The organism is Streptomyces sp. NPDC056948 (genome assembly GCF_042674225.1).
Classification (GTDB): Bacteria; Actinomycetota; Actinomycetes; order Streptomycetales; family Streptomycetaceae; genus Streptomyces; species Streptomyces purpurascens.
The window spans coordinates 1-11836 of record NZ_JBHUQX010000300.1; the positions used below are offsets into that span (position 1 = coordinate 1).

Annotated in this window: 11 protein-coding genes; 7 read left to right on the forward strand and 4 right to left on the reverse strand. The window is 70.2% G+C overall.

The annotated features are described in order from the left end of the window. Positions 1–35 precede the first annotated feature (35 nt). Positions 36–1514: an FG-GAP-like repeat-containing protein gene (locus ACFTZL_RS31085; protein ID WP_382589299.1), complete on the reverse strand. Its 1479-nt coding sequence runs from the start codon at positions 1512–1514 to the stop codon at positions 36–38. A gap of 344 nt (positions 1515–1858) precedes the next feature. On the opposite strand from ACFTZL_RS31085, the gene ACFTZL_RS31090 reads away from it, so the two are divergent. Continuing rightward, positions 1859–2629, forward strand: coding sequence for a polysaccharide deacetylase family protein (locus ACFTZL_RS31090; protein ID WP_382589302.1), 771 nt, complete (start codon positions 1859–1861; stop codon positions 2627–2629). Here the strand turns inward: ACFTZL_RS31090 and ACFTZL_RS31095 are convergent. Both ACFTZL_RS31095 and ACFTZL_RS31100 read right to left on the reverse strand, forming a co-directional pair. After that, positions 2589–3086: an ATP-binding protein gene (locus tag ACFTZL_RS31095; RefSeq protein WP_382589305.1), complete on the reverse strand. Its 498-nt coding sequence runs from the start codon at positions 3084–3086 to the stop codon at positions 2589–2591. The two genes, ACFTZL_RS31090 and ACFTZL_RS31095, sit on opposite strands and share 41 nt — an antisense overlap. Before the next feature lie 118 nt (positions 3087–3204). Continuing rightward, positions 3205–4335, reverse strand: coding sequence for a DUF5937 family protein (locus ACFTZL_RS31100; RefSeq protein WP_382589308.1), 1131 nt, complete (start codon positions 4333–4335; stop codon positions 3205–3207). Between the two features lie 119 nt (positions 4336–4454). Here ACFTZL_RS31100 and ACFTZL_RS31105 point away from each other — a divergent pair, with 119 nt between their 5' ends. Genes ACFTZL_RS31105 through ACFTZL_RS31120 form a run of 4 tightly spaced genes read left to right on the forward strand, consistent with a single transcriptional unit; the run spans position 4455 to position 8191 of the window. Further along, positions 4455–5660 (forward strand): amidohydrolase, encoded by a 1206-nt coding sequence (locus ACFTZL_RS31105; RefSeq protein WP_382589311.1) that lies wholly within the window; start codon positions 4455–4457, stop codon positions 5658–5660. Continuing rightward, positions 5657–6469 (forward strand): amino acid ABC transporter permease, encoded by an 813-nt coding sequence (locus ACFTZL_RS31110; protein ID WP_382589313.1) that lies wholly within the window; start codon positions 5657–5659, stop codon positions 6467–6469. Before ACFTZL_RS31105 ends, ACFTZL_RS31110 begins: the two co-directional genes overlap by 4 nt. Beyond that, positions 6466–7260 carry an amino acid ABC transporter ATP-binding protein gene (locus ACFTZL_RS31115; protein WP_382589316.1) on the forward strand — a complete coding sequence of 265 codons (795 nt, stop codon included), beginning with the start codon at positions 6466–6468 and terminating at the stop codon, positions 7258–7260. The genes ACFTZL_RS31110 and ACFTZL_RS31115 overlap by 4 nt, the downstream gene beginning before the upstream one ends. A gap of 58 nt (positions 7261–7318) precedes the next feature. Continuing rightward, a complete protein-coding gene (locus ACFTZL_RS31120; RefSeq protein WP_382589319.1) occupies positions 7319–8191 on the forward strand; it encodes a substrate-binding periplasmic protein in 873 nt (290 codons plus the stop codon). Between the two features lie 50 nt (positions 8192–8241). On the opposite strand, the gene ACFTZL_RS31125 is transcribed toward ACFTZL_RS31120, so the two are convergent. After that, entirely contained in the window at positions 8242–10476 is a 2235-nt protein-coding gene (locus tag ACFTZL_RS31125; protein ID WP_382589325.1) for an N-acetylmuramoyl-L-alanine amidase, read from the reverse strand. 257 nt (positions 10477–10733) lie between these two features. On the opposite strand from ACFTZL_RS31125, the gene ACFTZL_RS31130 reads away from it, so the two are divergent. Together ACFTZL_RS31130 and ACFTZL_RS31135 are read left to right on the forward strand one after the other, a co-directional pair. Further along, positions 10734–11201: a DUF5990 family protein gene (locus tag ACFTZL_RS31130; RefSeq protein WP_382589322.1), complete on the forward strand. Its 468-nt coding sequence runs from the start codon at positions 10734–10736 to the stop codon at positions 11199–11201. Between the two features lie 385 nt (positions 11202–11586). After that, positions 11587–11790, forward strand: a complete 204-nt coding sequence (locus tag ACFTZL_RS31135; RefSeq protein ID WP_189725621.1) for a cold-shock protein — start codon at positions 11587–11589, stop codon at positions 11788–11790. Positions 11791–11836: the final 46 nt, after the last annotated feature.

Sequence of the window (11836 nt, forward strand, 5' to 3'; positions counted from 1 at the left end):
GGGCCTTGTTGTTGTGCGGGTTGTCGGGGTCGCTGTCAGCCGACTTCAGGGAGCGGCTGAGGCGTTATCGGGGGATGGCCCTGGAGGCTGCTGCCGAGGTGCGGTTGTCCGTCGGTCGGCAGGAGGTAGGACGTCGGGGTCAGGCTGCGTGCTGCGGTGACGGTGAGGGTGAGGTCCGAGCCGAGGAGCGTGGTGAGCGCGCCGCTCCCGCCGTCCTCGCCCAGCGCCGCGACCGTCAGGTCCTTCCTGCCGTCGCCGTTGAGGTCGCTGAGCAGCAGCCGGGAGCCGAACCCGTCGCCGGCCTCGTTCTCGCCGGGGACGCCCTCGGTGCCCTGGTCGAAGACCTGGCGGTCGGTGGTCGTGAGCCCGATGGAGCCGCCGTACATGACGGTCACGTGCCCGGCGTCGGCGACGGTGTCGGTGTCGGTGTCCTCGTGGGGATCGCCGACGGCGAGGTCGTCGTAGCCGTCGCCGTTGATGTCACCCGCGGCGAGTCCGGCGCCGTACCGGTCGTACAGGTCGCCGTCACCCGGTGTGTCGAAATCGTCCTGGGTGAGGGTGTACCTGTTGACGTCGTCCACCGTCCAGGTGGGGTCGGTCTGGGAAACCGGGCGGCCCGGGACGTAGGTGATCTCGCCACCGTTCCCGCCCTCACGGCCGAGGACGATGTCCCCGTAGCCGTCGTTGTCGAAGTCCCCGAACACCGAGGAGTAGCCACCGCGGGAGCCGACCTGCAGCGGCGTCGGGTCCAAGCCCAGCGTGCTCGCGTCACCACCGCTGCGATAGAGCTGAGAGTGGTTGAACAGCAGGTCGTCCGCGCCGTCACCGGTGACGTCACCGGCGGTGAGGGCGACGACCTCACCACCCCAGGAATTCAGGTTGCCCAGCGGATAAGTACCGCTGTCGGCGCCCTCGTCGGTGATGCCGCCCGCGTACAGCCAGGCCTGGGCCGAGGTGTTGCCGGCGGCCAGGTCGTCCTTGCCGTCGCCGTTGAAGTCACCTGCGGCGAGGGTCCGCCCGTGGGCGTCCTGATCGGCGCTCGTGGGATCGGCGAGCCTGGCACTGCCCGACAGGCCGGTCCTCGAGCCCCACAGGATCTGGACGATACCGGCGTCCTGATCGTCCCCGACGTCCTCGCCCGGGGTGCCGGTGGCGAGATCGGCGAAGCCGTCGTTGTTGAAGTCGGCGATGGCCACGGAGAAACCGAAGTGGTCTTCGGCTTCCGCTTGCCCACCGACTCCCTTGGAGTTCTGGCTGATCGTCACCCGCTCGGCCAGGGTGGCGCCCGCGCCGTCCGCGGAACCGTACGCGACGGTGACGGCTCCGGCACCCGTCGTGCCGTCGACCGTGGCGTCGGGGGCGGAGGCGGCGAGGTCGACATGGCCGTCGCCGTTGAAGTCCCCGTAGCGGCCGGACACCGACGCACGGTCAGCGGTCGCCGCGATGGCGCTGCCCGCGAGGGTGGGAACCAGCAGACCGCCTGTCAGTGCGGCTACCACGACGGCGGTTGCCATGCGGTGGTCGCGTCTCGACGAGCGGTGTCTTTCTTGTTCAGATGTCACGCGATGTCTCCCAATGTGCATACGCGTTGACCCCAGTCGGGGGATCCGTGGACCTGGCGTGGGGGGTGGGAGAACGAACGTCATTGCAGGTGGTCGTACGGCCGACTGTTGATCATGGATGAGGCGGCCCAAAGATAGCTCACAGACTCCGCCGCTGTCCCCGAGTTGTCCGCGGACTCCCCCGAGATTGTCCGTGATCGGTAACGGACGGATCCCGTGGCCGCCGTTTCTCGTCATGCCAGTTGGTCGCACGGTGACCGGGCATCGGCGAGGAACTGCGGGAGAGCGGGGCGGACATGGCACGGCACGGCGGCGGGCGGGGCTGGTACGGCAAGGTGCTCGGGGCGGCGCTCGGGGTGACGATGCTCGCCACCGGTGCGTCGGTGTGGACCGCGCAGGCCGGTGCCGCGGGCGGCTCGTCGCCGGAGGCGAGCGCGTCGGCCACGCCCGGCGACGTCAAGCCGGTCGCGGTGAGCATCGCGCACGCCTCGGACAAGGGAGCGCGCGGCGTCAACATCACCATCGACGACGGCCCCGACCCCGTGTGGACCCCTGAAGTGCTCGACGTGCTGCGGGAGTACGGGGTGAAGGCCACGTTCTGCATGGTGGGGACGCAGGCACAGGCCCACCCGGACCTCGTGAAGAAGGTGGTCGCGGCCGGGCACCGGCTGTGCGACCACTCGGTGTCGCACGACACCGCCATGGACAAGAAGTCCGAGGCCTACCAGTCGCGGCAGATCCTCGACGCCGAACGCATGATCACCAAGGCGTCCGGGGGCGTACGGCCGATGTACTACCGGGCGCCCGGCGGGGCCTTCACCCCCTACAGCCGCAAGCTGGCCGCCTCCCGGGGCATGCGCCCCCTGGGCTGGAACGTCGACTCCAAGGACTTCGAGCGGCCGGGCACGGACGCCATGGTCGCCACCGTCGAGCGGGAGCTGCCGAACGGGCCGACGATCCTCTTCCACGACGCGGGCGGCGAACGTTCCCAGACCGTCGAGGCCCTGCGCCGGATCCTCCCCTGGCTCAAGGAGCAGGGCTACTCCTGCGGCTTCCCGGTGCGCTGAGGAGCAACGCCTCGACTTCCGCGGCCTGTCTCGCCACGGGGCAGGGCAGCTCGACCCAGACGGTCTTGCCTCCGTCGTCGGTCCGTTCGGTGAGGACGACCCCGTTCAGTTCCTCCAGCAGGGCGTGCACGATCTTCAGGCCACGGCCATGGGTGGCCTCGGTGCCGCTGTCGCCGGGGGCGGGGCACTCGGGATGGCCGTCGTGCACGCCCATGCGTATCCAGGTGCCGTCGCACAGTTCCAGGACGATACCGATCCGCACGGTGGCCGCCGCCGCGTGGAGCACGACGTTGGTCAGCAGCTCCGAGGCGATCAGCCGTATCGCGTGGACGGCGTCGCCGTCGGCCGGAACCCCCCAGCCCTTCAGGATGTCCAGGACGGCTCGGCGGGCGAGAGGGACCTGCTCCGGCTGCGCGGGGATGTGGAAGGACCGGGTGTTCCTGCGCTGAGCGTTCATGGTGGCCGGTCTCCTCGTGCGGTTCCGGGTTCAGGCGCCTCGCGGCGTGAGAGAACGCTAGGAGAACCGGGCTCGCCGCCGGCGACGGTTGTCGCGGTGCCGGTAAGTCTCGGCCGGTTCAGTGGAACAGCGCGGTGAGCAGGTCTTCGCCGATGCTGCGCACGCGGTCCAGACGTAGCTGGTAGTACGCCCGGCGGCCGTCGCGCTCGACCGTGACGAGGCCGGCCTCGCGCAGTCGGGCCAGATGGCGGGAGACCTGCGGCAGGGTCATGCCGCTGCGATCGGCCAGTGCGGAGGGGGTGAGAGGTTCCCGGGCGATGGCGCGGGCGATCCGCTGGCGGCCCGGGTCACGCATGACTTCGAGGCGGCGGTGCACCACCGCGTAGCCGGGCTGGTCGTCGCCCTCCGGCACCAGGGGGTAGTGGACGACCGCCGTCAGACCCGGTTCGTGCTTCACCAGCAGGTGGGGCCGGCCGAAGGCGGACGGTATGACCAGCACCGGGGTGGTGGCGACGTTCACGATGCCGTGGTGGAACTTGTCGAAGACCACGCGCGGCGGGTCGTCCCGGTACGACGCCGTGGAATCCAGGTCTGCCAGCGTCCTGCCGGGACCACTGTGCTCGAGGGAGTCACGCAGTCGAGGCAGTTGCCCGGCGATCACGCGGGCCGCCCTGGCGAGGTCCGGTTCCAGGGCGAGGGCCGCCTGGGCCAGCAGGTCGAGAAGATCGGCGCGCAGGGTTTCCGGGGCGTCGAGGAGCCTGCGGGCGAGTTCGGCGCGGGCGGTGGAGCGTTGCTCGGCCGCCGTCAGCAGGCCCTCGCGCTGCGGCCGGTCGTCCAGTACCCGATCGAGCGGGGCGCCGGAGTTGCCGCCGCGGATCGCGTATCCGGTGAGTTCGACGAAGAGCGGCAGCGGCAGCTCAGCGAGGTCCGTGAGCTCGGCGTCGAGCGGCCGGTCTCCTGAGGCGCCCAGCGGGAACAGGTACCGAGCCCGGTACGACGCCCACAGCGGCGCCCAGTCCCTGATGCGCCGCCTCAGGCCGGGGGTGAGAGCGGAGGCGGGCGCCCCGTCCTGCGTGGATCCGTCACCGTCGGGGGCATCCGCATCGAGCCCGCGGACCCAGCGGAGCGCACGCGGATGGTGCTCGGCCTCCGTGTAGGCGTGGAGCGCCGCGCCCAGCTCGGCGAGCGGCGAGGCACCTGCGGACACGCTGGAGGGGGAGGCCCCGGCGAGCGACAGGACGACGCTCATGGCCACCTCCGGCACGCCGGGAAGGTCGCTTACCGCGACCGCGGCAACCATTGTAGGTACGGCCTCCGGTGAGCTCTACGGTTCCGGCAACCCCGACCGAGCCTCCCCCCGGAGTCGCCATGAATCAGCCCGTCCCCGCCGACCTCCGCGCCGCCGTACAGGATCGCCGGTCGCTGCTGGAGCAGCTCAGCCTCGATCTGCACGGCACGCCGGAGACCCGGTTCGAGGAGCACTACGCCGCCGAGCAGTTGGCCGGCCGGCTCGCCAGCGCGGGCTTCGAGGTGAGCAAGGGCGTGGCGGACCTGCCGACGGCCTTTACAGCCACCCACCGGGGGCCGGTCGACGGTCCGACGGTCGCGGTGCTGCTGGAGTACGACGCGCTGCCCGGCATCGGTCATGCGTGCGGGCACAACCTCATCGCGGCCGGCGGACTGACCGCCGCCGTCGCCGCAGCCGCCGTACGACCCGACCACCCCGGCACGCTGATGGTGATCGGCACCCCTGGCGAGGAGGGCGGCGGCGGCAAGATCCTCATGCTGGACCGCGGCGTGTTCGAAGGGGTGGACGCGGCGGTGATGTTCCATCCGGGCGACCGCAGTCTGCGGGCCCGGCACGCACTGGCCGCCTGCCATCTGCGGCTGACCTTCCACGGTGTGGCCGCGCATGCCGCGAAGATGCCCTGGGACGGTCGCTCCGCCGCCGCGGGCGCCCAGTTGTTCCTCACGGCGGTCGACTCGCTGCGCCAGTTCGTTCCGCCGACCGCCCGGGTGCACGGGATCATCGCGCACGGCGGCACCGCCCCGAACATCGTGCCCGACCGTACCGAGGTGGACCTCTTCGTACGCGAGGCGACCTCCGCCGCACTGGACGCGCTCATGCCCCGTGTCCTCGCGGCCGCCGACGGAGCGGCGCTCGCGACCGGCACCACCGTCGAGACCACGGAGACCGCGCCGCGTTACGCCGAGCGCAACGACAACATGGTGATGAGCGACCGGATCGCCGCCTACACCGCCGGCCTCGGCCTGGAGCTGGAGCCGCCGTCCCCGGCGAATCCGGCCGGTTCCTCGGACATCGGCAACGTCTCGATCGAACTCCCGGCGATCCATCCGTACGTCCAGATCTGCCCCCGCGACACCCCGAGCCACTCCGTCCGCATGCGCGAGGCCGCCCGCAGCCCGCGAGCGCACGAGGCGGCCACGACGATGGCGACCGCCATGGCCGCGCTCGTTCTCGACCTGCTCGGCGATCCGGGATTCCTCACGGCGGTCCGTGCGGAGTTCCGTGCGTCCGCTCCCCGTTCCGCCGCCGGTCGGGAGTCGTCATGACCTCCTCGTCCCCGCCCGACCTCGCCTCCGGCGCCCTGCTCAACACGTTCTTCAACTGGGATCTGATCGCCGAGACCTTCCCCCGTCTGATCACCGAAGGGCTGGCGAACACCCTGATCATCGCCGCGGGCGCGATCGTCCTCGGTGTCGTCATAGCCCTCGTGGCAGCGATGCTGCTGCTGTCCAACCGCCGGCTGGTGCGGCTGCCCGCCCGTATCTACGTCGACGTCTTCCGCGGCCTTCCGGTGATCATCACGGTGATGCTGGTCGGGGTGGGCCTGCCCGCGGCCGGGATCCGCCCCTTCGGCACCGACCCGTTCGGCTACGCGATCCTGGCGATCGGCATCATCTCCGGCGCCTACACCGCGGAGATCTTCCGCTCGGGCATCCAGAGCGTCGACCCCGGTCAGTTGCAGGCGGCCCGCAGTCTGGGCCTGAGCTATCTCAAGGCGATGCGTCTGGTGGTGGTGCCGCAGGGCATCCGCCGGGTACTGCCCGCCATGGCCGGCCAGTTCGTCAAGGACATCAAGGAGAGCTCGCTGGTCTACCTGCTCGGCCTCGCCGCCGGGCAGCGCGAGCTGTACTTCATCGCGCAGGAGGAGGTCGCCCGGACCTACAACTCCTCGCCTCTGATCGCCGCGGGCCTCTGCTACCTCGCGCTCACCATCCCCATGACCTACTTCGTCAACCACCTCGACAGGCGGCTGCGCGAAGGCCCGCGCACCGGGCCGCTCCCGGCCCCGGCCGAGCCCGACCTGCCCAAGACCCCGCTCCAGCCCGCCGGAACCGAAGCAGGAGAAGGCCGATGACCCCCACGACCGCCGGACGGGACTCGATGCCCGCCGCACCCTCCGAAGGGGGCCCCGGCACCCCGGTCGCCTTGCAGGTCGTCGGACTCAGCAAGAGCTACGGCGCCACCCCCGTGCTGTACGACATCAGCCTCGAAGTGCGGCGCGCGGAGACCCTCTGCCTGATCGGCCCCTCGGGCTCCGGCAAGTCCACCCTCCTGAAGTGTCTCAATCTGCTGGAGACGCCCAACGCCGGTGAGATCCGGCTCGGCGATACCTGCCTGACCGCTCCGCACGCCGACGTCGATGCCGCCCGCTCGCGTATCGGCATGGTCTTCCAGCACTTCAACCTCTTCCCGCACATGAGCGTGGAGCGCAACGTCACGCTCGCACTGACCTCCGTCAAGGGCATGGGCCGCGAGCAGGCCCGCGCGCTCGCCCGACACCACCTCGACGAAGTCGGCCTGGCCGCCTTCGCCGACCAGCGGCCCGGCCGGCTGTCCGGCGGGCAGCAGCAGCGCGTCGCCATCGCCCGCGCGCTCGCCATGGAGCCGGAGTTGATGCTGTTCGACGAGGCCACCTCCGCGCTCGACCCCGAACTGGTCAAGGACGTGCTCGCCGTGATGCGGGACCTCGCATCGGGCGGCATGACCATGGCCGTCGTCACCCACGAAATGGGCTTCGCCCGGGAGGCCGCCGACCGCGTCGCCTTCATGTGCGACGGCCGCATCGCCGAGATCGACACCCCCGACCGGATCTTCGAGCGCGCCGACCACCCCCGGCTGCGCCAGTTCCTCTCCCAGGTCCTGTGAACGTCACCCGGGCCGTCATCTCCACCGTCGTGAACCCTCCCATCAGAAAGACCGGATCATGCACCTCACTTCGCGCAGATCTCTGCTCGCCGGCACCGTGGCCGCCGCTCTGCTGTTGCCCCTCTCCGCCTGTGGCGGCGGCGTCGAAGCGGCCGGCTCCGGGGCCGGTGAGTACAAGCTCGTCCAGAACGGTGTGATCACCGCGGCCACCCAGTCCGAGCAGCCGCCCTTCGCCATCACGGACACCGCGGGCAAGCCCACCGGGTTCGCCGTGGAACTGATGAACGGAGCCGCGGAGCGCCTCGGCCTGAAGGTCCAGTACAAGACCACCACCCTGCAGGGCATCCTCGCCGGGCTGTCGGCCGGGCAGTACGACATCGGTGTGGCCGGCGTCGGCGCGACCGCCGAGCGCAAGAAGTCGGTCGCGTTCACCACCCCGTTCTACTGGGGCTTCACCGACGTCCTGACGCTCAAGGGCGGCCGGCAGAACGCTCTGCCGGACTTCGACGGCAAACGGGTCGGCGCCGTCAGCGGGTCCGTGCAGGAGAACTTCGTCCACCGCGAGATGGGTGGAGCGAACCTGGTGAAGTTCAAGGACCAGACAGCGCTGATCACACAGCTTCTCTCCGGCGGCATCGAGGCGGCCGTTCTCGGCGGTGCCAGCGCGGACGCGTACGCCGCGAAGGAGCCGGTGCGCATCGCCGTGAAGCTGGAGAGTCTCCAGGGCAGCGCCTTCCCGATGCGCAAGGACGGCGATCCCGAACTGCTCAAGGACATCGACGACCAGATCGACGCGATGATCGACGACGGCACCTACATCAAGCTGTACAAGAAGTACTTCCGCGATCCGATCGCCGCCGACCTGGTCAAGGAGCGTCCGAAGCTCACGAAGCAGATCATGAACACCGACCTGGCCCCCAGCGAGCGCTGACACCGCGGTGGGGGCAGCCTTCCCAGGGCAGCGCCCCCACCTCCGGCGATCTACTTGATGTGGACGAGGCCGTCGGTGGTGACGGTGGGACGGCCGGTGGTGCCGAGCACGACGATCTTGACCGTGTGCTTGGTGCTGCTGGACCAGGTCTTCGTCCAGACCGCCTGCCGGTAGAGAGTCGTGGAGGACTTCAGATCGACGGTGCTGACCTTGACGCCGTCGACGTAGACGTACGCCTGACCGGATCCGGAGGCGCGGGAGACCACCCAGGCGGCGGAGCGGCCGGTGAAGGTCCAGGTGAGGGCGGCGCCCTTGGATCCGCTGGAGTAGGACTTGCCACCGAGGTAGCTGCTGGAGGAACGGGTGGTCCAGCTACCGGACTTGGTGGCCGAGGTCTCCTGCAGGATCACCGGCGTGTAGGAGGGGGACGACGTGCGGTAGTTGCCGGCGTAGTCGTAGGCCCGCATCGACCAGGTGGTGGCGGTGCCGGACTTGGCGGTGCGGCTGGAACTCGTGGTGGCCGGGCCGAAGGTGGCCGTGGTGGGGGCCAGCAGCTTCACGGAGTTCAGCGCCGTGTTGTCGGTGGCTTTCCAGCCGAGGGTGACCGGGACGGCGGTGGTGTTGACGGTTCCGGTGCGCAGCGAGAGCTTCGGGGCGGTGGTGAAGGTCGGTGCGGTCGTCTCGGCCACGACGTTCAACGCGGCGCTGGTCGTCGTCCTGCCGGACTGGTGTACGGCCCGTACGGCGACCGTATGGCTGCCCGGGACCAGGGTGGTGCCGACGGAGGTGGCGGTGCCGGAGCCGGTGGCGACGGTCTTGCCGTCGACCAGCAGCTCGTACTCGGAGATGAGCGAGGCCGGCGTGGTGGCCGTCCAGCGCGCGGTGATGGCGCCCTTGGTGTAGTACGTCGAGCCCGACAGGGCCGCTCCGGAGACCGAGGTGACCTTCAGGCCCTGGACCGGGCCGGACGCCCAGGTGCGGATGGTCGGCAACTGGGCGTAGAGGGAGTTGCCGGGGCACTGGGTGTTGTAGCCGTCGCGGTGGCCCGAGATCCGCTGGAAGGTGTACGTGCCGCCCGCGGTGAAGCTGGTGGTGAAGTAGTTCTTCTGGGTCGCTCCCGCGGTGAGCTGGACGGTTCCGGCCGGGTCGGCGCCGTACTGACCGAGCTTCCAGGCCGCCACGCGGGCGACCGAGGCCAGCGCGGCGTTGGAGGCGGCAGTGGAGGTGTACTCGCCCAGCACCGCGATGCCCGTGGACTCGCGGTTCCAGCCGTAGGTGTGGGCGCCGAGCACCGGCAGATCGACGCCGCCCTTACGGCCTTCGAAAATCGTGCCGCACTTGTCGACCAGGAAGTTGTAGCCGATGTCGTTCCAGCCGTTGACCTGCGTGTGGTAGGCGTAGATGCCCCGCACGACCGACGCCGACTCGGCGCAGGAGTAGTCGTTCGCCCCGTCGGTGTGGTGGACGAAGACGGCCTTCACATCGGCGTTGTACTCCGACGGGTCGGGGCTGAGCGACTCGTCGGCGCCCCAGCCGGCGCGTGAGGTGACCGGCGGTTCGGGAACGGTCGACGGAGGCGCGGTGGGCCCGGTGGCCGACGGGCTCGGCGAGGTCGAGGGAGACGCGGATGCCGAGGGGGTCGGCGCGACGGTGGTGCCGGTCGGTGCCGCAGACGTGGTGGTCTGTCCGTCCGTCGGCGTCGCGGTCGTACCGTCGGTGGGTGCCGTCGATTCGGTGGGGGTGGCCGCCGGAGTGCTCTCCTCGGCAGCGAACGCCGCCGGCTCGGACGCCCTGGTCTCCGCGTCGGTCACGACGCCCGGATCGACCAGGTTGACCTCGAGCCCCTTGGGCAGCGAGCCCGTCCCGCCGTCGTCGTGGACGACCTGAACCTGGACGCCGTCGGCGGGACCCACCCACAGCGGCTCGGACGCGCCGCGCATCCCCGCCTCCGGGTCCTCCGGCGGGTCGATGTCCACTTCGAGGTCCCGCCAGGCGCTCCACTCGCCGCTCTCCAGGCCGCGGGTGCGCACCTGCGCCGTGCCGTCGAGCCGCTTGACGGCCCCCGTCCAGGAGACGCCGACCAGCGAGAACTGCTCGGTGTCCGTACGCGGCAGCTCCCGCTCGGCGCCCGTGGTCCCCTTCAGCGCGAGGTCGTAGACCTTCGCGGGCCGCTTGACCCGGCCCGTCGCACCGGGGTCGCCGGACGGACTGGCGACCGCGTACGTCACCACGCCCCCGCCTCCCAGGACCACGGCACCGAGCGTCAGCCACGCCCGTCTCTTCAGGCTCAGCGGTCTGTACGCACGCGACGTACGACGAATCACGAAGAATCCCCCCACAGAAAGGCCGGCACAGGCGGCCACAGACGTAAGTCACCTGAGGCACACCCGTCACAGCGGCGGCCCACACTTCCAGCGCCCCGCGACCTGCGAACATCACGGCAAGACAGGAACCTGTGACGCAGGTCACCGTGAAGGGGCGTCATCACGTCGCAGGGGGTCCGGGCGCTGAGTGTCGAGGTGGTGGCGGGATGATGGCCGCCATGCGCATCCGCATCGACGCCGTCGACCTGCCCGGCCTCACCCGCCCCGCGTCTGTCGACGGCAGAGTCCCCGCCTACGGCAACCTCCACGTCGCCGTGCAACGCCGTGACCGTCCGGCCGAACTCCTCGAGCCACAGCCCGGCGACGCACCGTCCGCGACCTGGACCCTGGAGTGCACCACGAGCGCCTCGCCGGCCGGCATCGAGATCAAAGGCCCCTACGTGCAGGACCGTCTGGGCCGGAGGTTCATCTACCTGTCGTGGGGCACGGTCGACGAGTCGGGCGTCTTCACGATGTTCCGCCGCGCCAAGCTCATGCTCGACGTCATCCCCGCCGACGTACTCGCCGCCGCCGCACGCGACGGGCTGCTGATCGGACGCCTCGGCCTGACCGACGCGCAGGGCGGGCCCCTGTGCGCACGCGTCGAGCCCCCTCACATCACCTGGACCGCCGCACGCGCCGGCTAGGAGAGGCGATGTGACCTTCGTCGCGATGGCCGGGGCCCGGCGCGTTCCCCGTTGTCCCATCCGTCGATGGCGACGGCAGCGGCGTACGGCTCATCGACGGAGGTCACGGCGCTGTGGCCGGAAGCGTTCGGCGGGAACACTGCATCCGCGTGGATCAATATCTGTATCCGCGAAGTGAGAAATAGGTGCGGCACACGGCGAGTATTCCTCGACCGCCGACCCGAGCGGAATTACTGATCGCACGGGGCCGATCGCGTCATGCTAATGTCGGTGTCAGTTGCAGGTGTGGTTGCCATAGGGTTCATTTTCCGACGGGTTGATCAGCACGGCGACGCGGAATCCGCGCAGGGCGAATTCCGAACATCGTCTCCGAAGGAGAAATGACATGGCTACTGGCACCGTGAAGTGGTTCAACGCGGAAAAGGGCTTCGGCTTCATCGAGCAGGACGGCGGCGGCGCCGACGTCTTCGCCCACTACTCGAACATCGCCACCCAGGGCTTCCGCGAGCTGCAGGAAGGCCAGAAGGTGTCCTTCGACATCGCGCAGGGCCAGAAGGGCCCGACGGCGGAGAACATCGTTCCCGCCTGACCGGCAGCAACGCATACTTCGCAGCTGGGGCCCGCACCTCTTGGGG